This window comes from Pseudomonas sp. LS_2 (assembly GCF_042709235.1).
GTDB lineage: Bacteria > Pseudomonadota > Gammaproteobacteria > Pseudomonadales > Pseudomonadaceae > Aquipseudomonas.
In genome coordinates, this window is the sequence record NZ_JAVAYC010000017.1 from 24,675 (window position 1) to 46,894 (window position 22,220).

Annotated in this window: 23 protein-coding genes and 1 tRNA gene; 20 read left to right on the forward strand and 4 right to left on the reverse strand. The window is 62.8% G+C overall.

What is annotated here, in order from left to right; genetic code table 11:
- Positions 1–32: 32 nt before the first annotated feature.
- Entirely contained in the window at positions 33–3,257 is a 3,225-nt protein-coding gene (rne, locus tag RAC97_RS16285; RefSeq protein WP_375100341.1) for a ribonuclease E, read from the reverse strand.
- Positions 3,258–4,010: 753 nt separating this feature from the next.
- Between rne and rluC the strand changes: the two genes are divergently transcribed.
- From rluC to RAC97_RS16300, 3 genes are read left to right on the forward strand one after another with little or no spacing between them, the layout of a single operon-like run.
- A complete protein-coding gene (gene rluC, locus RAC97_RS16290; RefSeq protein WP_375100342.1) occupies positions 4,011–4,967 on the forward strand; it encodes a 23S rRNA pseudouridine(955/2504/2580) synthase RluC in 957 nt (318 codons plus the stop codon).
- 6 nt (positions 4,968–4,973) lie between these two features.
- On the forward strand, positions 4,974–5,654 hold the full coding sequence (locus RAC97_RS16295) for an HAD family hydrolase (RefSeq protein ID WP_375100343.1): 681 nt from the start codon (positions 4,974–4,976) through the stop codon (positions 5,652–5,654).
- 2 nt (positions 5,655–5,656) lie between these two features.
- On the forward strand, positions 5,657–6,640 hold the full coding sequence (locus RAC97_RS16300; RefSeq protein ID WP_375100344.1) for a S49 family peptidase: 984 nt from the start codon (positions 5,657–5,659) through the stop codon (positions 6,638–6,640).
- 19 nt (positions 6,641–6,659) lie between these two features.
- On the opposite strand, the gene RAC97_RS16305 is transcribed toward RAC97_RS16300, so the two are convergent.
- Positions 6,660–7,238 carry a Maf family protein gene (locus RAC97_RS16305; RefSeq protein ID WP_375100345.1) on the reverse strand — a complete coding sequence of 193 codons (579 nt, stop codon included), beginning with the start codon at positions 7,236–7,238 and terminating at the stop codon, positions 6,660–6,662.
- A gap of 95 nt (positions 7,239–7,333) precedes the next feature.
- Here RAC97_RS16305 and RAC97_RS16310 point away from each other — a divergent pair, with 95 nt between their 5' ends.
- From RAC97_RS16310 to RAC97_RS16365, 12 genes are all read left to right on the forward strand, one after another.
- Positions 7,334–7,861 (forward strand): YceD family protein, encoded by a 528-nt coding sequence (locus RAC97_RS16310; RefSeq protein WP_375100346.1) that lies wholly within the window; start codon positions 7,334–7,336, stop codon positions 7,859–7,861.
- A 13-nt stretch (positions 7,862–7,874) separates the two neighbouring features.
- Complete coding sequence (gene rpmF, locus RAC97_RS16315; protein ID WP_010223221.1) at positions 7,875–8,057, forward strand: 50S ribosomal protein L32; 183 nt, start codon at positions 7,875–7,877, stop codon at positions 8,055–8,057.
- 3 nt (positions 8,058–8,060) lie between these two features.
- A complete protein-coding gene (plsX, locus tag RAC97_RS16320; RefSeq protein ID WP_375100347.1) occupies positions 8,061–9,071 on the forward strand; it encodes a phosphate acyltransferase PlsX in 1,011 nt (336 codons plus the stop codon).
- Between the two features lie 127 nt (positions 9,072–9,198).
- A complete protein-coding gene (fabD, locus tag RAC97_RS16325; RefSeq protein ID WP_375100348.1) occupies positions 9,199–10,137 on the forward strand; it encodes an ACP S-malonyltransferase in 939 nt (312 codons plus the stop codon).
- Between the two features lie 16 nt (positions 10,138–10,153).
- Complete coding sequence (gene fabG, locus RAC97_RS16330) at positions 10,154–10,894, forward strand: 3-oxoacyl-ACP reductase FabG (RefSeq protein WP_375100349.1); 741 nt, start codon at positions 10,154–10,156, stop codon at positions 10,892–10,894.
- 203 nt (positions 10,895–11,097) lie between these two features.
- Positions 11,098–11,334, forward strand: coding sequence for an acyl carrier protein (gene acpP / locus RAC97_RS16335; protein WP_375100350.1), 237 nt, complete (start codon positions 11,098–11,100; stop codon positions 11,332–11,334).
- A gap of 152 nt (positions 11,335–11,486) precedes the next feature.
- Positions 11,487–12,731: a beta-ketoacyl-ACP synthase II gene (fabF, locus tag RAC97_RS16340; protein ID WP_375100351.1), complete on the forward strand. Its 1,245-nt coding sequence runs from the start codon at positions 11,487–11,489 to the stop codon at positions 12,729–12,731.
- A complete protein-coding gene (gene pabC, locus RAC97_RS16345) occupies positions 12,731–13,552 on the forward strand; it encodes an aminodeoxychorismate lyase (RefSeq protein WP_375100352.1) in 822 nt (273 codons plus the stop codon). Before fabF ends, pabC begins: the two co-directional genes overlap by 1 nt.
- 4 nt (positions 13,553–13,556) lie before the next feature.
- Positions 13,557–14,720 carry an endolytic transglycosylase MltG gene (gene mltG, locus RAC97_RS16350; protein WP_375100353.1) on the forward strand — a complete coding sequence of 388 codons (1,164 nt, stop codon included), beginning with the start codon at positions 13,557–13,559 and terminating at the stop codon, positions 14,718–14,720.
- Positions 14,721–14,729: 9 nt separating this feature from the next.
- On the forward strand, positions 14,730–15,362 hold the full coding sequence (tmk, locus tag RAC97_RS16355; RefSeq protein WP_375100354.1) for a dTMP kinase: 633 nt from the start codon (positions 14,730–14,732) through the stop codon (positions 15,360–15,362).
- Positions 15,355–16,341, forward strand: a complete 987-nt coding sequence (locus RAC97_RS16360) for a DNA polymerase III subunit delta' (RefSeq protein WP_375100355.1) — start codon at positions 15,355–15,357, stop codon at positions 16,339–16,341. Before tmk ends, RAC97_RS16360 begins: the two co-directional genes overlap by 8 nt.
- A gap of 35 nt (positions 16,342–16,376) precedes the next feature.
- On the forward strand, positions 16,377–17,159 hold the full coding sequence (locus RAC97_RS16365) for a TatD family hydrolase (protein ID WP_375100356.1): 783 nt from the start codon (positions 16,377–16,379) through the stop codon (positions 17,157–17,159).
- A gap of 225 nt (positions 17,160–17,384) precedes the next feature.
- Here the strand turns inward: RAC97_RS16365 and RAC97_RS16370 are convergent, their stop codons facing one another.
- Positions 17,385–18,518, reverse strand: coding sequence for an aminotransferase class V-fold PLP-dependent enzyme (locus RAC97_RS16370; protein WP_375100357.1), 1,134 nt, complete (start codon positions 18,516–18,518; stop codon positions 17,385–17,387).
- A 72-nt stretch (positions 18,519–18,590) separates the two neighbouring features.
- Between RAC97_RS16370 and RAC97_RS16375 the strand changes: the two genes are divergently transcribed.
- From RAC97_RS16375 to RAC97_RS16395, 5 genes are all read left to right on the forward strand, one after another.
- Entirely contained in the window at positions 18,591–19,226 is a 636-nt protein-coding gene (locus RAC97_RS16375; RefSeq protein ID WP_375100358.1) for a TetR/AcrR family transcriptional regulator, read from the forward strand.
- 130 nt (positions 19,227–19,356) lie between these two features.
- The gene (locus RAC97_RS16380) at positions 19,357–20,325 is read left to right on the forward strand and encodes a GTP 3',8-cyclase MoaA (protein WP_375100359.1); all 969 of its coding nucleotides are present in this window, start codon (positions 19,357–19,359) and stop codon (positions 20,323–20,325) included.
- Positions 20,326–20,390: 65 nt separating this feature from the next.
- A complete protein-coding gene (locus tag RAC97_RS16385; protein WP_375100360.1) occupies positions 20,391–20,996 on the forward strand; it encodes a DUF4823 domain-containing protein in 606 nt (201 codons plus the stop codon).
- A gap of 10 nt (positions 20,997–21,006) precedes the next feature.
- Positions 21,007–21,567, forward strand: coding sequence for a DUF1285 domain-containing protein (locus RAC97_RS16390; RefSeq protein ID WP_375100361.1), 561 nt, complete (start codon positions 21,007–21,009; stop codon positions 21,565–21,567).
- Between the two features lie 91 nt (positions 21,568–21,658).
- Positions 21,659–22,078 (forward strand): cupin domain-containing protein, encoded by a 420-nt coding sequence (locus tag RAC97_RS16395; protein WP_375100362.1) that lies wholly within the window; start codon positions 21,659–21,661, stop codon positions 22,076–22,078.
- A 54-nt stretch (positions 22,079–22,132) separates the two neighbouring features.
- On the opposite strand, the gene RAC97_RS16400 is transcribed toward RAC97_RS16395, so the two are convergent.
- Positions 22,133–22,208 (reverse strand) — tRNA-Asn (locus RAC97_RS16400).
- Between the last annotated feature and the right edge of the window lie 12 nt (positions 22,209–22,220).

Below are 22,220 nucleotides of genomic sequence, written 5' to 3' on the forward strand. Positions count from 1 at the left end.
ACTGGCGGGGCTTTTTCATTCAGCCGTTGGAATCAACCGTGATGAGGCTTGTGCTCTTCGGAGGTTTCCAGTGGCAGAGGCTGCTGCTCGGCTACTTCAGCTTCCACCACAGGGCTTGCCTGGGTGGCTGCTTCGGCAGCTGCGGCGGCCGCAGCAGCTGCTGCTTCGGCTTCGCGCTTGCGGCGACGCACTTCACGTGGGTCGTTCGGCGCGCGGCCGTTGGTCAGCATGACGGTGGCCGGTTCGGCCGGGGCAGGCTCGGCGGCGGCCGGGGCGGCTTCAACGACGGCAGGCTCGACCACTTCAACCGGGGCCTGGACAACCGGCGCGGCTTCGACGACCGGCGCTTGTTCGACCACGGCTGCTTGCGCTGCGGGTACTTCTTCTGCCTGTGCCTGGGTGGCAGGCAACTCGGCAACTTCTGCAACAGGCTCGTCGACAGCGGCTTCAACAGCAGGCTGCGGAGTCACTTCGACCGCAGGAGCGAAGCTCGGCTCGACCACCGGCACTGGCTCGCTGAGCGGCTGCTCGACCACTGGCGCGATGATCGCTTCCTCGGCCGGGGTGGCGGTTGCCGCTTGCTCGGTCGGCTGAGCAATTTCCTGGGTCTGGGCTTCTACGACTTCAGCGGTAGCGCGCTCGGCCTGCTCGTTGGCTTGGGCTTCGGCTTGCGCGCTGATGTTGCTGGTGGCAACGGCGGCGGTGACGGCAAGGCCAGCAGCAAGCTCAGCGCCCAGCTCGGTCGCCTTGTGTTGCTGCGGTTGTTGCTCTTCGCCGGACTCTTCCTCGCCATCGATCAGCTCGCCATTGGCATTGCGCTGACGCTCACGACGGTTGCTGCGACGACGCTGGCCGCGGGAGCGGCGACGCGGACGCTCGCCATCGGCACCTTCCTGCTCGTCCTGCAGCAGTTCTTCGTTCGGCAGTTGTTCCTCGGCGACCTCGGCTTCCTGCTCGGCGGCGCGTGGTGCACGCTCTTCGCGAGGTGGGCGTGGTTGGCGTTCTTCGCGTGGCGCGCGCGTTTCGCGTTCCTCACGAGGGGCGCGCTCTTCACGGGCTGGGCGATCTTCGCGCGGTGCACGTTCTTCGCGCGCTGCACGCTCTTCACGTGGTGCGCGTTCTTCACGGGCTTCACGTGGAGCGCGCTCCTCGCGGGCTACACGCTCCTCGCGTGGTGCACGCTCTTCACGCGGCTGGCGCTCCTCGCGGGCGGCCGGTGCAGCATCCAGAGGTTCACGCAGCTCACGCACGCGCTCCTCGCGGTTGCCGCGGCGATCTTCGCGTGGCTGACGCTGGGCACGCTCTTCGCGTGGAGCACGTTCTTCACGAGGGGCGCGCTCTTCGCGTGGAGCACGTTCTTCACGAGGGGCGCGCTCTTCACGTGGTGCACGCTCTTCGCGCGGCTTGCGGTCGTCTTCGCGACGGCCATTGCGGTTGCGGCTCTGCTGACGGCCGTTACGACGCTCGTCGTTACGCTGCGGGCGCTCGGTAGCGGGCTTCTCGGCGTTGGCAACCGGGGCAGGGGCGGTTTCTTCCTTGCCGGCGAACAGGCTGACCAACGACTTCACCAGGCCTTTGAACAGGCTCGGCTCAGGTGCGTTCGCAGCGGCCGGGGCGGTAGCAGCGGGCTGCTCTTCCTGCGCGCTCGGTACCGGTGCGTTGGCGCGAGCCGGGGCGGTCTTGACCGCCGCTTCCTGGCGGACCAGGGTGCGAGTGGCAGTCGGCTGCGGCGCTTCTTCGGTTTCGGCAGCGGCGATCTCGTAGCTGGACTGGTTGTTCAGCACTTCCGGGTTGTCGTCGCGCAGGCGCTGGACTTCGAAGTGCGGGGTTTCCAGGTGATCGTTCGGCAGGATGATGATGCGGGCACGGGTACGCAGTTCGATCTTGGTGATGGAATTGCGTTTTTCGTTGAGCAGGAACGCAGCCACCGGGATCGGCACCTGGGCGCGTACCTCGGCGGTACGGTCCTTCAGGGCTTCTTCTTCGATCAGGCGCAGGATCGCCAGCGACAGCGACTCGACGTCACGGATGATGCCGGTGCCGGAGCAGCGTGGGCAGACGATGCCGCTGCTTTCGCCCAATGATGGACGCAGGCGCTGACGGGACATTTCCAGCAGGCCGAAGCGCGAGATGCGGCCCACCTGCACGCGGGCGCGGTCGGCCTCGAGGCACTCGCGCACACGCTCTTCGACGGCGCGCTGGTTCTTGGCTGGGGTCATGTCGATGAAGTCGATGACGATCAGGCCGCCGATATCACGCAGACGTAGCTGGCGGGCGATTTCCTCGGCCGCCTCCAGGTTGGTCTGCAGGGCGGTTTCCTCGATGTCGCTGCCTTTGGTGGCACGCGCCGAGTTGATGTCGATGGACACCAGGGCTTCGGTCGGGTCGATGACGATCGAGCCGCCGGAGGGCAGGTCGACCACGCGCTGGAAGGCGGTTTCGATCTGGCTTTCGATCTGGAAACGGTTGAACAGCGGCACGCTGTCTTCGTACAGCTTCACCTTACTGGCGTACTGCGGCATGACCTGGCGGATGAAGGTGAGGGCTTCTTCCTGGGCGTCGATGCTGTCGATCAGCACCTCGCCGATGTCCTGGCGCAGGTAGTCGCGGATGGCGCGGATGATGACGTTGCTTTCCTGGTAGATCAGGAAGGGCGCGACGCGGTCCTGGGAGGCTTCCTTGATGGCGGTCCACAGCTGCAGCAGGTAGTCGAGGTCCCACTGCATTTCTTCGCTGCTGCGGCCAAGGCCCGCAGTGCGCACGATCAGGCCCATGTCACCGGGAACGGTCAGGCCGTTCAAGGCTTCACGCAGTTCGTTGCGCTCTTCGCCTTCGATGCGGCGGGAGATGCCGCCGGCACGCGGGTTGTTGGGCATCAGCACCAGGTAGCGGCCGGCGAGGCTGATGAAGGTGGTCAGGGCTGCGCCCTTGTTGCCACGCTCCTCTTTCTCTACCTGGACGATGACTTCCTGGCCTTCGCTCAGCACTTCCTTGATGTTGACACGGCCTTCAGGGGCCTTTTTGAAGTACTCGCGGGAAATTTCCTTCAACGGCAGGAAGCCGTGACGTTCGGAGCCGAAGTCGACGAAGGCGGCTTCAAGGCTGGGCTCGATGCGGGTGATCTTGCCTTTGTAGATGTTGGCTTTCTTCTGCTCACGTGCGCCGGATTCGATATCCAGGTCGTAGAGGCGCTGGCCATCCACCAGGGCAACACGCAACTCTTCGGGTTGAGTTGCGTTAATCAGCATTCTTTTCATGTTGTACCGTCGGTTTCCGGGCTGCCGGAAACGGCGTTCGGCACACACGACTTCTCATGGTCGGTGCCAAGGTGCGCAAGGGTGGCGGGCCACCCTGTGTCTGGCGACATTCGGCACCAGCCGGTTACCCAGCCTGCCGTGGTCGCGACGACGCGTCCTGTTTGCTGCGGTGCCTATGCACTCAGTCAGGAGGAGGAATAAGCCGAGGGCCGTGGACGCCTCTGGGGCATCTGTAAACACCGGTTCCGCTCGCCAGGCCATTGATTACAGTGGGCCGTTTGGCCGGACTCCGTACTTACACGGTCCGGGCTGTACATCTCCACCCTGCACGTATCCCTGATAATTCGGGTGCTGCCGCGCGCTGAATCCGCAACGGGTTGCATTTATTCGCGAGCTCGGTTGGTGAGCTTGCGCCATTCATGTCCAAGGCAGGTATTTCCGAAGCATTCGCCAAGCGCTGCGCGGAAGCGACGGTGGCGGGCAGAGGTATGGCGAAAAGAATCGGGGTAAGCAGGTGAAACACCGCACTTGTCGTTTTTTTTCGTTCTTCTCTGCTCGGCGCTGGTGGCGATTCCAGGCATTTCGGTAAACTGGCGAAAACCCCGTCGGACGGCCTCGCGTCCTCGAGAATTGCGTTGGTCAGGGGCCGACCTGAAGCCGTGTGCCGCTGGCCTGCCGCTTTTGGCGGCGTTCGCGACTATAGCAGCAATCATTAAGTGCTTCAATTCCATAAAAAATTGTTATGATCCCGCAATGACGACCAATAATCCCCCGACTTCCGGCGTTCAGCTGATCGAAGTCGCGCCGGAACTTGCCGGCCAGCGCATCGACAACTTCCTCATCACCGCGCTCAAGGGCGTGCCTAAAACCCTGGTCTACCGCATCCTGCGCAAGGGTGAAGTGCGGGTGAACAAAGGGCGTATCAAACCCGAATACAAGCTCCAGGCTGGCGACATCGTCCGGGTGCCGCCGGTGCGCCTGCCCGAGCGTGACGAGCCTGCTCCGGTCGCCCAGAGCCTGCTGCAGCGTCTGGAGGCGGCCATCGTCCATGAAGACAAGGCGCTGATAGTGATGAACAAGCCAGCCGGTATCGCCGTGCACGGCGGCAGCGGCCTGAGCTTCGGGGTCATCGAGGCCTTGCGCCAGCTGCGTCCGGATGCCAAGGAGCTGGAGTTGGTCCATCGTCTGGATCGCGACACGTCAGGCCTGCTGATGATCGCCAAGAAGCGCAGCATGCTGCGTCACCTCCATGCCGCGCTGCGTGGCGATGGCGTCGACAAGCGCTACATGGCGCTGGTGCGTGGCCACTGGCCAACATCCAAGAAGCAGGTCAGCGCACCGTTGCAGAAGAGCAACCTGCGTTCGGGGGAGCGCATGGTGGAGGTCAGTGATGAAGGCAAGGAAGCGCTGACGATGTTCCGGGTGCTGCGTCGCTTCGGCGAGTTCGCCACTATCGTCGAGGCGCGCCCGATCACCGGGCGCACCCATCAGATTCGCGTGCATGCCCTGCATGCTGGCCACATGATTGCCGGCGACAGCAAGTATGGCGACGAGGATTTCAGTCGCGAGATCCGCGAACTGGGTGGCAAGCGCCTGTTCCTGCATGCCTATGCCCTGACCGTGCCATTGCCCGACGGCGGCGAGCTCAAGCTCGAGGCGCCAGTAGATGAAGTGTGGGCCAAGACCGTGGAGCGCCTGAGTGCGACCTGATCGTTCATGAGCAAAAGCTATGAGTTGTTGATCTTCGATTGGGACGGCACCTTGGCCGATTCCATCGGGCGTATCGTGCAGGCAATGAATACCGCCGCCGAGCGTGCAGGCGAGGCGCCCAGCGATGAGGCTGCCATCAAGGGCATCATCGGGCTGGCGTTGGGCGAGGCTATCTCGACGCTCTATCCGCACCTCGATGCTCTTCAGGTCGAAATCTTCCGCCAGCATTACGCTGATATCTACATGGCGCTGGACCAGCAGCCATCGCCGCTGTTCGATGGGGTGGTGGAGTCGCTGGAGGCGTTTCGCGTCGAGGGCTATCGTCTGGCGGTTGCCACCGGCAAGGCGCGTCGAGGGTTGGATCGCGTGCTTCGGGCCAATGGTTGGGAAAACTATTTCGACATCACCCGTGCAGCCGACGAAACCCGTGGCAAGCCACACCCGCTGATGCTCGAACAGATCCTCGCGCACTGCCAGGTAGAACCTGAGCGTGCGCTGATGGTCGGAGATTCGGCGTTCGATTTGCAGATGGCCAGCAATGCTGGCATGCATTCGGTCGCCGTGGGTTATGGTGCCATGTCCCTGCAAGCCTTGAGTGAGTTCGGGCCGCAGGTGTGCATCGATCATTTTTCGCAATTGCGCGAGTGGCTGGCCGGTGCCTCGCCACTGCGCTTCCAGGGTAGGTAAGCATGGCTGACGAATGGAAGGCGCCCGAGCCGCAGGACGGTGAGGAGCGCAAAAGCTGGAAACTGCTGGAGAAGACCCTGCTGGCGGGTGTCCAGGAGCAGCGCCGGGCGCGGCGCTGGGGGATTTTTTTCAAGCTGCTGACCTTCCTTTACCTGTTTGGCATCCTGTTCCTGTTCTCGCCGTTGATGGATATGGAGAGCACTGCCACGCGTAGCGCGAACCATACCGCGCTGGTCGAACTGCGTGGGGTGATCGCCGACCAGGAGGCAGCAAGCGCCGACAACCTGATCAAGAGCCTGCGCGAAGCGTTCAAGGACCCCAAGACCAAGGCTGTGGTAATGCGCATCAACAGCCCGGGCGGCAGCCCGGTGCAGGCTGGCTACGTGTATGACGAGATCCGTCGCCTGCGCGCCGAATACCCGGCCATCAAGCTGTATGCCGTCATTACCGACCTGGGCGCGTCCGGGGCTTACTACATCGCCAGTGCCGCTGACGAAATCTATGCCGACAAGGCCAGCCTGGTCGGCTCGATTGGCGTCACTGCTGCCGGTTATGGTTTCGTTGGTGCGATGGAAAAGCTCGGTGTCGAGCGGCGCACTTACACCGCGGGTGAGCACAAGGCGTTCCTCGACCCGTTCTCGCCGCAGAAACCTGATGAAACCGCTTTCTGGCAGAGCGTGCTGGATACCACCCATCGTCAGTTCATCAGCATGGTCAAGCAGGGGCGGGGCGAGCGCCTGAAGGATCAGGAGCACCCTGAGTTGTTCAGCGGTCTTGTCTGGTCTGGCGAGCAGGCCAAGGCCCTGGGCTTGGTGGATGGCCTGGGCAGTGCCAGTTATGTGGCGCGCGAGATCGTTGGCGAGAAGGAGCTGGTCGACTTCACTGTGCAGGAGTCGCCGTTCGATCGTTTCTCCAAGCGCCTGGGGGCCAGCGTGGCCGAACACCTGGCGATGTGGATGGGCTTCCAGGGGCCGACGTTGCGTTGAGTCGCATGGTGCAGGTGCCTCAAGGCACCTGTACGCCTTCCTTTATCAGCATGTCCACCAGCCGAATCAGTGGTAGCCCTACCAGGCTGGTGGCATCGCTGCCGTGGGTCTCCCGGAAGAGGCTGACCCCCAATCCTTCCGCCTTGAAGCTTCCGGCGCAATCCAGCGGTTGTTCGGCGAGCACGTAGCGCTCCACGCGCTCACGGTCCAGTTCGCGCAGAGTGACGGTAAAGGGCACGCAATCGATTTGGCATTGCCTGGTGCTGCTGTTGAGCAGGGCCAGGCCGGTCAGGAAAGTCACCTGCTGGCCGCTGGCGGCGAGCAGTTGTTCGCAGGCGTGTTCGAAGGTGTGTGGTTTGCCGAGGATCTGCTCGCCGAGCACGGCAACCTGGTCGGAGCCGATGATCAGGTGTCCAGGGTGGGTGGCGGCCAGCGCCGACGCTTTTTCCCTGGCCAGTCGTCGTACGAGCTCATGGGCGGGTTCGTCGTCCAGGCGCCGTTCGTCTATGTCGGGGCTCGCCCAGGTAAAGGGCAGGCGCAGGCGCTGCAGCAGTTCGCGGCGGTAAGGGGAGCTGGAGGCGAGCAACAGGGGTAGCATGGTAGACTCCTGGGTAATTGCGCCCACTTTAACATGTTGAATGTCGCCTAATTTCCTTTGACAGAGTCGGGGGGCATCCCTAGAATGCTGCGCCTATGTTGAATGACCCGATTCCACCTCACGTTGACCCGCGCAAATTGGCCGATCGTGGCGTAACCCTCCAAGGTTCGCTGCAACTCGCTGATTTGGAAAGACTCTGCGACCCGCTGTCTGACGATGTCGGTACAGTGCAGGCGAAGTTCGATTTTGAGCGAGACGAGCAAGGCGTTGTGGTTGTCCACAGCGAACTCGATGTCGAAGTCAAGATGGTTTGCCAGCGTTGTCTTGAGCTGGTCACCCTGCCGATTCACAGCGAATGTACGTACGCTGTGGTGAAGGAGGGTGCGAATACCCAGTCGTTGCCGAAAGGCTATGACGTGCTGGAACTGGGCGAAGATCCATTGGATCTGCAGGCGTTGATCGAGGAAGAGCTATTGCTCGCCTTGCCAATCGTGCCTGCTCATCATCCGGAAGAATGCCAGCAGCCGGCGGGCGCAGACGAGCCCGAATCGAGCAAGGACGAGGTATCGCGGTCCAACCCGTTCAGTGTCTTGGCGCAGTTAAAGCGTGACCCAAACGTTTAGGAGTTAATCAATTATGGCTGTTCAGCAGAACAAAAAATCCCGCTCTGCCCGTGACATGCGCCGTTCGCACGACGCCCTGTCGGAAAACGCACTGTCGGTAGAGAAAACCACCGGTGAAGTCCACCTGCGCCACCACGTTTCGCCAGAAGGCGTATACCGTGGTCGCAAAGTGATCGACAAGGGCGCTGACGAGTAATCCTTGTCCGCTCAGATCATCGCGATCGACGCAATGGGCGGGGACTTCGGTCCCCGCAGCATTGTCCAGGCCAGCATTGCCTGCCTGTCCGCCACGCCCTCGCTTCACCTGACCCTCGTCGGTCATACCTCCCTTCTTGAAGAACTCGTCAGTGGCCTTTCGGTTGCCGATCGCGCGCGCCTGCAAATCGTCGGTGCCAGTGAGGTGGTCGGCATGGACGAGCGGCCTTCGCAGGCGCTGCGCGGCAAGCCGGATTCGTCGATGCGCGTCGCGCTGGAACTGGTACGCGACGGCAAGGCCCAGGCCTGCGTGAGTGCGGGCAACACGGGGGCGCTGATGGCATTGTCGCGTTTCGTGCTCAAGACCTTGCCGGGTATCGATCGGCCGGCCATGGTCGCAGCCATTCCGACCCAGGCAGGTTATTGCCAGTTGCTGGACCTCGGCGCGAATGTCGATTGCAGTGCCGAGAACCTCTACCAGTTCGCCGTCATGGGCTCGGTGGCCGCCCAGGCGCTGGGCATCCCGCGACCGCGAGTGGCCCTGCTCAATGTCGGTACCGAGGATATCAAGGGCAACCAGCAGGTGAAGCTTGCCGCCAGCTTGCTGCAAGGCGCCCGGGGGCTTAACTATATTGGCTTCATCGAAGGCGACGGCTTGTATCGTGGCGAGGCCGACGTGGTGGTGTGCGACGGGTTTGTCGGCAATATCCTGCTCAAGTCGAGCGAAGGGCTGGCAACCATGATCGCTGCGCGTATCGAGGCATTGTTCAAGGGCGGCGTGTTTTCGCGAGCGGCGGGCGCCCTGGCGATGCCGCTGCTCAAGCGCCTGCAGGCCGACCTTGCGCCTGCGCGTCACAATGGCGCCAGCTTTCTCGGCTTGCAGGGTATCGTCATCAAGAGCCATGGCTCGGCGGGCGTGCAGGGCCTGCAGAGCGCGATCCAGCGAGCGCTCATCGAAATCCAGGAGAACCTGCCGCAGCGCCTGCATGGTCGCCTGGAAGATCTGTTGCTTTAGGCATATTCGGCGTGAAGTGGTTAAATGTGACCGCTTGGTCTGCGTGTTCATCCAAGTCTTCAGTTTCCGCGCCCGGGCTTAGTCCCCACGCGCACTTTCCGACGACAAGATCATAAGGGCTTGTTCAATGTCTGCATCCCTCGCATTCGTCTTTCCTGGTCAAGGTTCCCAGTCGCTGGGCATGCTCGCCGAGCTCGGCGCCGAGAAGCCACTGATCATCGAGACCTTCAAGGAAGCTTCCGAGGCTCTGGGCTACGACCTGTGGAAGCTGGTCCAGGAAGGGCCGGAAGAACAACTCAATCAAACCGACAAGACCCAGCCGGCCATCCTCACCGCCTCCATCGCCTTGTGGCGCCTGTGGCTGGCCGAGGGCGGTGCGCAGCCGGCCTTTGTTTCCGGCCATAGCCTGGGCGAGTACAGTGCGTTGGTCGCTGCTGGCAGCCTGAGCCTCAAGGACGCCGTGCGCCTGGTGGAGCGCCGTGGTCAGCTGATGCAGGAAGCTGTACCGGCCGGGCACGGCGCCATGGCTGCGATCCTTGGCCTGGACGACGCCGTGGTGGTAGAGATCTGCGCCGAAGCGGCGGAAGACGAGGTGGTCAGCGCGGTCAACTTCAACTCGCCTGGCCAGGTGGTCATTGCCGGCAACAAGGCTGCGGTGGACCGCGCCATCGAGCTGTGCAAGGCCAAGGGTGCCAAGCGCGCATTGCCGCTGGCCGTCAGCGTGCCCTCGCACTGCGCACTGATGAAGCCCGCCGCCGAGCGCTTTGCCGAGTCGGTCAACGCCATCGACTGGAAGGCCCCGCAGATTCCGGTGGTGCAGAATGTCAGCGCCACCGTCGCCGGCAACCTCGATGCGCTCAAGCAGGACTTGCTGGCCCAGCTGTACCAGCCGGTACGTTGGGTGGAGTGTGTCCAGGCCCTGGCCGCCAATGGTGCGGTGAACTTGGTCGAGTGCGGCCCAGGCAAGGTCCTGGCTGGCCTGAACAAGCGTTGCGCCGATGGCGTGACCACCTACAACCTCAATACCCCGGATGCCATCGCCGCCACGCGCGCGGCGTTGGCCTGATTTAGGAGAAGCTTGCATGAGCCTGCAAGGTAAAGTTGCACTGGTTACCGGCGCCAGCCGTGGTATCGGCCAGGCCATCGCCCTCGAGCTGGGTCGCCAGGGCGCGATCGTGATCGGTACTGCCACCTCTGCCTCCGGTGCTGCGCGCATTGCCGAGACCCTGAAAGGTCACGGTATCACCGGTACGGGCATGGAGCTGAACGTGACCAGCGACGAGTCGGTCACCGCTGTGCTGGGCGCCATTCAGGAGCAGTTCGGTGCGCCGACCATCCTGGTGAACAATGCCGGCATCACCCGCGACAACCTGATGCTGCGCATGAAGGACGATGAGTGGTTCGATGTGATCGACACCAACCTCAACAGCCTTTACCGTCTGTCCAAGGGCGTGCTGCGTGGCATGACCAAGGCACGTTGGGGTCGTATCATCAGCATCGGCTCGGTGGTCGGTGCGATGGGTAACGTCGGCCAGGTCAACTATGCGGCCGCCAAGGCCGGCCTCGAAGGCTTCAGCCGCGCCATGGCGCGCGAAGTCGGCTCGCGCAGCATCACCGTCAACTCGGTCACCCCGGGTTTCATCGATACCGACATGACCCGTGAGCTGCCAGACGCCCAGCGCGAAGCGCTGCTGACCCAGATTCCGCTGGGCCGCCTGGGCCAGGCCGAGGAAATCGCGAAAGTGGTTTCCTTCCTGGCTTCCGACGGCGCAGCCTATGTCACCGGCGCTACCGTGCCGGTGAACGGCGGGATGTACATGTAACACCGCAACTCAATGTGACGGATTGCTTAAAAAAACAGTCATACTGCGAGCCTAAAATCCGTTATAAAGCTGCAACCAGATTCCGGGCAGCAGGCCGGTGGGTTTTGGGGACGGCGCGTTACGCTTGAAAAGCGGGCGTCTTCCTATAAACTTGGTCACCGGCCAGCTGCCTGACATATGTCCATTAGGAGTGAAAACTAGGTATGAGCACCATCGAAGAACGCGTCAAGAAAATCGTCGCCGAGCAACTGGGCGTCAAGGAAGAAGAAGTGACCAATGAGAAGTCCTTCGTCGATGACCTGGGTGCCGATTCGCTTGACACCGTTGAGCTGGTGATGGCTCTGGAAGAGGAATTCGAGACCGAAATCCCTGACGAAGAAGCCGAGAAGATCACTACCGTTCAAGCTGCAATCGACTACGTCAACACCCACCAGGGCTAAGACGCAAGCAGTCGACGCTTCTTGTCGGGAAAAACCGCACTGCCTTCGCTGGCGTGCGGTTTTTTCTTTACGAGGGTCGGGGCTTGTTGCGATTTCATTCGCCATCGTGAATGCCATGGCAAGAAACCCTGTTATCAAAAGAGGAGAGTACTGTGTCGCGTAGACGCGTCGTGGTCACAGGTATGGGTATGCTGTCGCCACTGGGTACGGACGTACCGAGCACCTGGCAGGGCATTCTGGCTGGTCGCAGTGGCATTGGTCTGATCGAGCATACGGACCTGTCTGCCTACTCCACCCGTTTTGGCGGCTCGGTGAAGGGCTTCGAGGTCGAGCAGTATCTCGATCAGAAGGAAGCCCGCAAATTGGATTTGTTCATCCAGTACGGCCTGGCGGCTGGCTTCCAGGCCGTTCGTAACGCCGGCCTGGAAGTGACCGATGCCAACCGGGAGCGCATTGGCGTGGCCATGGGTTCGGGTATCGGTGGCCTGACCAATATCGAAGAAACCAGCAAGATCCTGCACGAGAAAGGGCCGCGTCGTATCTCGCCGTTCTTCGTGCCGGGTTCGATCATCAACATGATCTCGGGCTTCCTGTCGATTCACCTGGGTGTGCAGGGGCCGAACTACGCCATCGCTACCGCCTGTACCACCGGTACCCACTGCATCGGCATGGCCGCGCGCAATATCGCCTACGGCGAAGCCGACGTGATGATCGCCGGTGGCGCCGAGATGGCGGCCTGTGGCCTGGGCATGGGTGGCTTCGGCGCTTCGCGCGCGCTGTCCACCCGCAATGACGAGCCTACCCGCGCCAGCCGTCCGTGGGACAAAGGCCGCGATGGCTTCGTGCTGGCCGATGGCGCAGGTGCCCTGGTGCTCGAAGAACTTGAGCATGCCAAGGCCCGTGGCGCGACCATCTACGCGGAGCTGGTCGGTTTCGGCATGAGCGGCGATGCGTTCCACATGACCTCGCCACCCGAGGACGGCGCCGGTGCCGCGCGCTGCATGGCCAATGCCTTGCGAGATGCGCAACTGAACCCCGACCAGGTCAGCTACATCAACGCCCATGGCACGTCGACTCCGGCAGGCGACGTCGCCGAGGCCGCAGCAGTCAAGCAGGTGTTCGGCGAACACGCCTACAAGCTGGCAGTCAGTTCGACCAAATCGATGACCGGCCACTTGCTGGGTGCTGCGGGGGCGGTGGAGGCCATTTTCAGCGTCCTGGCCATCAACAGCCAGATCGCACCGCCGACCATCAACCTCGAAGAGCCGGAGGAGGGCTGCGACCTCGACTTCGTGCCTCACAAGGCGCGTGAGATGCCGATCGACGTGGTGTTGTCCAATTCGTTCGGCTTTGGCGGCACCAACGGTTCGCTGGTATTCCGCCGGTTCGCCGGCTGATGCACAGCTGGATCGACGGCCAGCCGGGTACTGCGGTAAACCTGCAGAACCGCGGCCTGGCCTACGGCGATGGCCTGTTCGAGACCATCGCCGTGCGCGCCGGCAGGCCCAGCCTGCTGCGCTACCACCTTGATCGCCTGGCGCTGGGTTGCCAGCGCTTGGCGATCGAGGCGGACATCCCCTTGATGCGTGACGAGCTGCTGCGTTTCTCCAGCCAATTGGGCGAAGGCGTGGCCAAGCTGGTCGTTACCCGTGGCGACAGCCCGCGTGGCTATGCGCCGGCGCCTGGTGCGATGGCGCGGCGTATCCTCCAGGGTGCGCCATTGCCCGCATACCCCGCTGCCCATGCCGAACTGGGCATCAGTCTCTACGCCTGCAAGACCCGCCTTGCGGAACAACCGCTGCTGGCCGGGCTCAAACATCTCAACCGCCTGGAGCAGGTGCTCGCTCGGGCCGAATGGCAAGGTGCCGAGTTCGCCGAAGGCCTGATGCGCGATACCCAGGGGCGGTTGATCGAGGGTGTGTACAGCAACCTGTTCCTGATTCGTGACGACATGTTACTGACTGCGGACCTGAGCCGCTGTGGCGTAGCAGGTGTGATGCGTGCGGCGTTGCTGGAGCAGGCACCGTCCCTGGGTCTCGACCCGCAGGTAAGGGACCTTGAGCAGGCTGACCTGGAGCAGGCCGATGAGGTGTTCCTGTGCAACAGCGTCTATGGTATCTGGCCAGTACGCATGTTTGCCGAGCTGAACCTGAACTGGTCGCCAGGCCCGCTCACCCGTAAACTGCAGGCCGTTGCCCGTACGTTACTGGATACCTGAATTCGTGAGACGCAAATTCCTGCTGCTGCTGGAAATGGGGTTGATTCTGGCCGGCCTTGCCCTCGGTTGGTCGGCATGGAAGCTCAATTCGGTGCTCGAGCAGCCGCTGCAAGTTACGCAGGAACGCCTGCTCGATGTGCCCAACGGCACGACCCCCAACCGCATGTTCTACCGCATGCAAAACGAGGGGCTGCTGGATGACGCTTTCTGGCTGCGTCTTTACTGGCGCTTCAACATGGCCGGCACCGCGCTGCATACCGGTGAGTACCGCCTGACCCCTGGCATGACCGTGGAGTCGCTGTTCGACGCCTGGCGCCGTGGCGATGTGGTGCAGTACAACATCACCCTCGTCGAGGGCTGGACGTTCCGCCAGGTGCGGGCCGCAGTCGCCAAGCATGAAAAACTCAAGCACACCCTCGAAGGCCTGTCCGATGCGCAAGTGATGGATAAGCTCGGTCACACCGGTGTGTTCCCTGAGGGGCGCTTCTTCCCCGATACCTACCGCTTCGTGCGCGGCATGAGCGATGTCGAGCTGCTGCAGCAGGCCTACATGCGCCTTGAAGAGGTGCTGGCCAAGGAGTGGGCAGAGCGCATCGCCGGCCTGCCGTACCGCGACCCCTACCAGGCGCTGATCATGGCTTCGCTGGTCGAAAAGGAAACCGGTATTCCCCAGGAACGCGGGCAGATCGCCGGGGTCTTTGTGCGCCGTCTGCGCCTGGGCATGATGCTGCAGACCGACCCGACGGTGATCTACGGCATGGGCGAGCGCTACAACGGCCGGATCACCCGCGCCGACCTGCGCGAACCCACACCCTACAACACCTACACCATCAGCGGCTTGCCGCCGACGCCTATCGCCATGGTCGGCCGCGAGGCCATTCACGCGGCGCTCAACCCATCCGATGGCACCAGTCTGTATTTCGTCGCCCGTGGCGATGGCAGCCATGTGTTTTCCGATGACCTGGACGATCACAACAGCGCGGTGCGCGAGTTCCAGCTCAAGCGGCGTGCCGATTACCGCTCCAGCCCTGCTCCGCAGGCGCAGCCCGGGGCAGGCGAAGCGCCGACCGAGGCTTCTGGAGAAACTGCGCCGCAGGCCGAAGCGCCGACCCTACCCGCCAACGAAGCTGCCCCGGCCGATGTGCCGACGCCCAGCGAACAACAGTAAGGAATGCCCGTGAGCGGCTTGTTCATCACCCTGGAAGGCCCCGAAGGCGCGGGCAAGAGTACCAACCGCGAGTACCTGGCCGAGCGCTTGCGCGAACACGGCCTGGACGTGGTCCTGACTCGTGAGCCGGGCGGCACGCCACTGGCTGAGCGCATTCGTGAACTGCTGCTGGCTCCCAGCGATGAGATCATGGCGGCCGATACCGAGTTGCTGCTGGTGTTCGCGGCGCGTGCGCAGCACCTGGCGGGCATTATCCGTCCGGCACTGGCACGCGGCGCAGTGGTGCTGTGCGATCGTTTCACCGATGCCACCTACGCCTATCAGGGGGGCGGCCGCGGTTTGTCCGTGGAGCGCATTGCCCAGCTGGAGAGCTTTGTCCAGGGCGGCTTGCGTCCCGACTTGACCCTGGTCTTCGACCTGCCCGTAGAAGTGGGTCTGGCCCGCGCTGCGGCCCGCGGCCGGCTGGATCGCTTCGAGCAGGAAGGCCAGGCATTCTTCGAGGCAGTGCGCCAGGCCTACCTGCAACGCGCCATGCGAGAGCCTGCGCGCTACAGCCTGCTGGATGCCGCGCAGCCGCTGACGGTCGTACAGCGTTCCATCGACGATCTGCTGCCAGGCATCCTGGGGCTTTGCCGTGGCTGAGGGGTTCCCCTGGCAGCAAGGGCTCTGGCAGCAACTGGCAGGCCGTGCCCAGCATGCCCATGCCTACCTGTTGCACGGCCCCCAGGGCACCGGCAAGCGCGCCCTGGCCGAACGCCTCATGGCCAGGCTGTTGTGCCAGCGGCCCGACGGGTTGGAGGCTTGCGGCCAGTGCAAGTCGTGCCTGTTGCTCAAGGCAGGCAGCCATCCGGACAACTTCGTGCTAGAGCCGGAAGAGGCCGACAAGCCGATCAAGGTCGACCAGGTTCGTGACCTGGTGGCTTTTGTGGTACAGACCGCGCAGTTGGGCGGGCGCAAGGTAGTGTTGATCGAACCGGTGGAGGCGATGAACGTCAATGCCTCCAATGCCTTGCTCAAGAGCCTCGAGGAACCTTCTGGGGACACCGTGCTGCTGTTGGTCACGCATCAGCCCAGCCGCCTGCTGCCCACGATCAAGAGCCGTTGCCAGCAGGTGGCATGCCCGCAGCCAAGCCTGGCCCAGAGCCAGGCTTGGCTGGCGGCGGCGCTGCCGGAATGCGATGAAGCGGAGCGCGAGGAGTTGCTCGCCTTGGCCATGGGCTCGCCGCTGATGGCGGTCGACCTGCATGCCCAAGGCGTGCGCGAGCAGCGGGCACTGGTCACCGAGGGGGTGAAGAAGCTGCTCAAGCAGCAGCAGTCCCCAAGCCAACTGGCCGAGGCCTGGAGCAATGTTCCTCTGCTGCTGCTGTTCGACTGGTTCTGCGACTGGTCGCACCTGGTTCTGCGCTATCAGTTGACGCAGGACGAGGAGGGGTTAGGCTTGGGCGACATGCGCAAGGTGCTGCAATACCTCGCGCAGAAAAGTCGGCAGGCCAAGGTGCTGGAGGTCCAGGCCTGGATCCTCGAGCAGCGCCAGAAGGTGCTGGGCAAGGCCAACCTCAACCGCGCGCTGTTGCTCGAGGCGTTGCTGGCGCATTGGGTGCAACTTCCAGGCGCCCGCTAGTTTTCCACCACTCATTTCCTGTGTGTCGACATCCCATGCTCGTAGATTCCCATTGCCATCTCGATCGTCTTGACCTGAGTGCCCACGGCGGCTCCCTGGACGCTGCCCTGCACGCCGCGCGGGAGCGTGGGGTCGGGCATTTCCTGTGCATTGGCGTAAGCGCCGACAACGCCGGTGTCGTAAAGGCCTTGACTGAGCAATACGCGGATGTGGACTGCTCTGTCGGTGTCCACCCTCTCGACCTGGCGCCCGGCGAAACACCCACACTGGAGTGGCTGCTGCGCGAACTGGCACACCCCCATGTGGTGGCCATCGGCGAGACCGGGCTGGACTACCACTACGAGCCGGAAGCCGCCGAGCTGCAACAGGCGTCTTTGCGCCTGCACCTGGAGGCCTCGCGCCAGACCGGCAAGCCGGTGATCGTTCACACCCGGGCGGCGCGGGCCGATACCCTGGCCCTGCTGCGCGAGGCCAGCCTGCCCCAAGCCGGGGTGCTGCATTGCTTCACCGAAGACTGGGACATGGCCAAGGCCGCGCTCGACCTGGGCTACTACATCTCGCTCTCCGGCATTGTCACCTTCCGCAACGCCGATGCCCTGCGCGAGGTGGCTCGCCAGGTGCCGGCCGATCGCCTGCTGGTCGAGACCGACTCCCCGTACCTGGCACCCATCCCTCATCGCGGCAAACCGAACTTGCCGCAGTACGTGCGCGAAGTGGCCGAGTACATCGCATCCTTGCGCGGGGCGAGCTACGAGCAACTGGCCGAGCAGACCACCGCCAACTTCAAGCGGCTGTTCCCCTTGGCGCGGGTGGCCTGAGGCCGAGCGGCAAGGCAAAAAAAACCCGGGTTCTGGGGGAGGAATCCGGGTTAAGACCATTAGGAGTAAAACAAAGGTACGCGGTCCCTGGGCACCTTTATTGGCGCTTCACTAGGGGGGATGCGCTGCGCCAACACTTCAAGTATTGGCCAGGTTTGGCGCACTGCCAGCGACAGTTGGTCGTTTTTTAAACAGATTTGGAATACAGGCGAGGCCCGTTGAGCCTCAATGCATGGCAATGCGCCGAACTTTTTGCAAAGCTTGGTCGATCAGGCGCTCATCTGTATAGAAATGTGGCGAAAAGCGTATGCCACCGGCGCGTTTTGCACAAATCACCTGTTCGTCGGCAAGCAAGCGGTAAATGTGTTCGGGGTCGCGGCCAGCAAGGCTGAATGTAACGATTCCTGCGCGGCGCTGACGTTGCCGGGGGCTGATCACTTGCACGCCTGGCATGCCGACAAGCCCTTGCAGTAATTGCTCGACACGCAGATGAAGCTGTTGCGCGACTACCTCCATGCCGACTTCCTCAAGAAGCGAAAGGCTGGCCTCCAGTGCGCAGGCCGCGAGCATGTTCGGGCTGCCGCACTCAAAGCGCCTGGCGCTGGGCGCGGCTCGCCACTGGCGGCGTTCGAAATCGCCCAGTTGCTCCAGCATATGCCAGCCATAGGCATGCAGCTTGAGTTGGGGGCGCAGGGTCGAGCGGCAGTAGAAAAAGCCAAGGCCTTCGGGACCAAGCATCCACTTGTGACCATCGGCCATGGCGAAGTCGCAGTCATAGCGTTGCACATCGAAGGGCAGGGCGCCGACCTGCTGGATCGCATCCACGCAAAACAGCACGCTACGCTGGCGACAGCCTTGCCCGAGGCGTTCCAGGTCCAGGCGCAGGCCGCTACCGAACTGCACCGCGCTGACCGACAGCAGGCGCGTACGAGGGCCGCAGGCGGCCAGCAACGCACCTTCCGGGTCATCGCCGGCCAAGCTGGCTTGAATCACCTCGACCCCCTGATCGGCCAGCGCCTCCCATACCACGCGGTTCGAGGGAAACTCCTCGTCGCCGATCACCACTTGGTCACCGGCTTGCCAGGTCAAGCCAAAGGCGACCAGGGACAAGGCTTCGGAGGTGCTCTTGACCAATGCGATATCGCCCTGTGAAGGCGCGTTCACCAGGCGCGCCAGGCGCTGGCGCAGCCGTCGCTCGGTGGCCAGCCGGGCGGGGTAATCGCGAGCTCCGGCGCAAACGTTGTCGCGAGCGAAGCGTGCCACCGCCTCGGCGGCTCGCCTGGGCCACGGCGCTACGGCAGCGTGGTTCAGGTAGCACAAGCCTGGTGCTTGGTCGAACTCATCGTGAAACATAGACATGCTTGGATGATCCGTGCAATTTGCCGCAAGTTAGGCATAATAACCCGCTTCGATTGTCATCCAGTCCTTCCCATGCAGAAAGAACCTCGTAAGGTCCGTGAATTTCGCCGCCGCGAACAAGAGATCCTCGACACCGCGCTCAAGCTGTTCCTCGAACAGGGCGAAGACAGCGTAACCGTCGAAATGATCGCCGACGCCGTCGGTATCGGCAAAGGCACGATCTACAAGCACTTCAAGTCCAAGGCGGAGATCTACCTGCGCCTGATGCTCGATTACGAGCGCGACCTGAACGAATTGCTGCACTCGGCCGATGTCGATCGCGACAAGGAAGCCTTGTCGCGCGCCTACTTCGAATTCCGCATGCGTGACCCGCAACGCTATCGCCTGTTCGATCGCCTTGAAGAAAAAGTGGTCAAGGGTAATCAGGTGCCGGATATGGTCGAGGAGCTGCACCGCATTCGCGCCTCCAACTTCGACCGCCTGACCCAGCTGATCAAGGGCCGCATCAGCGAAGGCAAGCTCGAGGACGTGCCTCCCTATTTCCACTACTGCGCAGCCTGGGCCCTGGTGCACGGTGCCGTGGCGCTGTACCACTCGCCGTTCTGGAGCAACGTGCTCGAGGACCAGGAAGGTTTCTTCCAGTTCCTGATGGACATCGGCGTGCGGATGGGCAACAAGCGCAAGCGCGACCCGGAACCGGCGAACTGAAGCCACTGCTGGCGGCTTGTCGATAACGGGCCAGCCGGCGCCGCGCCCTGACTTCGGTAGCGGAGCTTGCAAAAACCTGATTTTTAAGTCAGGTTTTGCCGGCTCGCTTCCTACCATGCCGGAGTCATCCATGATCGTTGATCGTCAAGGCAGGCGTTTTCGCAATCTGCGCGTCAGCCTGACCGCCGCCTGCAACTACGCCTGTACCTACTGCGTGCCCAATGGCAAGCGTCTGGTCGCGACCCAGGATGAATTGCCTGCCGAGGTCTTGGCGCGTGGCGTCGCCTACCTTGTGGAAGCGGCTGGTATCGACCAATTGCGTATCACTGGCGGCGAACCTTTGCTCAGTCCTCGTCTGGAAGCCTTTCTTTCGGCAGTCGCCACGTTGCGCCTGAACGACGTGAGCCTCACCACCAATGGCCAACTGTTGTCGCGCAAGCTGCCTTTGTTGCAGGCGGCAGGTATTCGACGGCTGAACGTATCCCTCGACACCCTCGACCCCGATGCCTTCCGCCGCATCGCTCGCGGTGGCGACCTGGCTTGCGTGTTGGAGGGCATGACGCAGGCCAGTGCTGCGGGCATGCGTGTCAAGGTGAACATGGTGCCGATGCATGGCCAGAACTTTGACCAGGTACTGCCGTTGCTGGAGTACTGCCTGGAGCGAGGCTACGAATTGCGTTTCATCGAACTGATGCGTATGGGGCACCTGGCGCGGGATGCCAGCGCCTTCCTGCAACAGTTCGTAGGTCTCGGACAGTTGCTGGAGAGGATCGGCCAGGCCCATGACTATGCGCAGGCCTCGGCGCCACAGGACGCTACGGCGCTGCGCTATCAGATCCCCGGCAAAGGCTATTTCGGCGTTATCGCCAACGAGAGCGTACCGTTCTGCCGCACCTGCTCGCGGTTGCGCTTGTCGTCGACCGGCTGGCTGCACGGCTGCCTGTCGTCGAGTAACCGCCATTTCATCGGCGATCTGCTGGAGAAGCCGCGTCACCAGGCACTGCCGGCCTTGCAGCGCCTGCTGGTCAAGGCCTTGGCGGACAAACAGGAGCAGGCGTTCGCCGGCGACGTGATGGTGATGAAGGTGATTGGTGGCTGAGCTGGCGCAAAAGCTGCATCTGGCGGCTATTCGCCGGTTTTTCGTCACCGGTCACTGGAGGAAAAATGCGTAGCCTGGTCTTGCTGCTGGCGCTGATGGTGCTGGGCGGCTGCATGAAAGTCAGCGATATGGGCGAGGGTGTGCGCTACCACATGAGCGACGCCGGCCTGCTCGATCACAGCGATACGACCCGCAGCCTGTCGGTGCGCCTGCAGCCGGACTCGTTCATCTACATTGGCCAGGGCGCCTTCATGCCGCCAGGCAAGGGCCCTGCGCCAAGGCCCAACGCGGTAGCCGAGGAGGCGTTCAAGAGCTTCGTCGAGTACTTCCCGCTGGTGCGGCGCGCCCAAGGCCCGCTGGGCCTCGAAGATGCCCTGGCCGAGGCGCGCTCGGTGGGCGCCCACTACGTGCTGTACACCCGTTTTGCCCGTACCGACGACCGCATCGGCAATGGCGACGAGTGGTACGACGAACAGGCGGTCGACCGCTTGGGGTGGGACAGTGGCGTCGTGCAGATGATGTTGATCGAAACCAACACCCGTTACCTGATCGATACCGCGCGCATCAAGAGTCGCGGCGGTTTGTTGACGTTCCACGACAATACTCCCCAGGATTTGCTAGCCGCACCCATGCGCGAGTACGCTCGTAGCCTTCTGGGCATGAGTCGTTGAGGTAAGGGTAATGGCAGCTTCCGGCAAGGCCAACGATCTTCTGGCGCAAATTCCCAAGGAGAAGGGCCTGCCCCCGGTGCACCTGTGGAACCCGGATTTCTGCGGCGATATCGACATGCGTATCGCCCGTGACGGAACTTGGTACTACTTGGGCACCCCTATAGGTCGCAAGCCGATGGTGCGGCTGTTTTCCACGATCATTCGCCGCGACGGCGACGATTACTTCCTGGTCACGCCAGTGGAGAAGGTGGGTATCCAGGTCGACGATGCCCCCTTTGTCGCCGTGGCCCTGGACGTCGAAGGCAGCGGTGAGCAGCAGGTATTGCGCTTCACCAGCAATGTCGACGACCAGGTCGAGGCGGGGCCGGAGCATCCGCTGCGGGTCGAGACCGATCCGCTAACCCAGGAACCCTCGCCCTACATCCTCATGCGCAGCAACCTCGAAGCGCTCGTCCATCGCAATGTGTTCTACCAGCTGGTCGAACTGGCGGTGCCCCGCGAGCGGGAGGGCCAGCAGTGGCTGGGCGTCTGGAGTCGGGGGCAGTTCTACCCCATCGGGCGGGCGGTCTGAATCGGCCTCCTGATTTTTCTCGCTATTGGTCGTTTTGCTTGTTGCATGCCTTGCCTAACCTGTGGACACCCTCTACAGGAGACGCATCGAGATGAAGACTTCCCACTTGTCCCTTTCCCTGCTGATGGCCATGGGCCTGGTCACGGTCAACGCGCCCGCATGGGCTCACGACGAAGCGCTGGTGCTCAGTCAGGTAAAGGTGCTGCAGGAGCAGCGCCCTGATATTGCGCCGGACAAGAAGATCGTGATGCTGACCGTCAACTACGAGCCTGGGCAATCGTCGCCGGCGCACGCGCACCCGGGCGCGGTCATGGCCTATGTATTGGAGGGCGCGGTGGTGTCCCAGCTCAATGACGAGGCGGAGCACACCTTCAAGGCGGGGGAGTACTGGTACGAAGCGCCGGGCACGCAGCACAAGGTCTCGCGCAACGCCAGCAAGACCCAGCCGGCCAAGTTGCTGGTCTGGAGCCTGGTGGCGCAAGACAGCCCGGTTACCACGCCGCTGAAATAAAGCCGCTCAAAAGAAAAACCTCCAGTGCTTGCGCATCTGGAGGTTTTCAGTATTTGGCTCCGCGACCTGGACTCGAACCAGGGACCCAATGATTAACAGTCATTTGCTCTACCGACTGAGCTATCGCGGAATCTGCACGTAT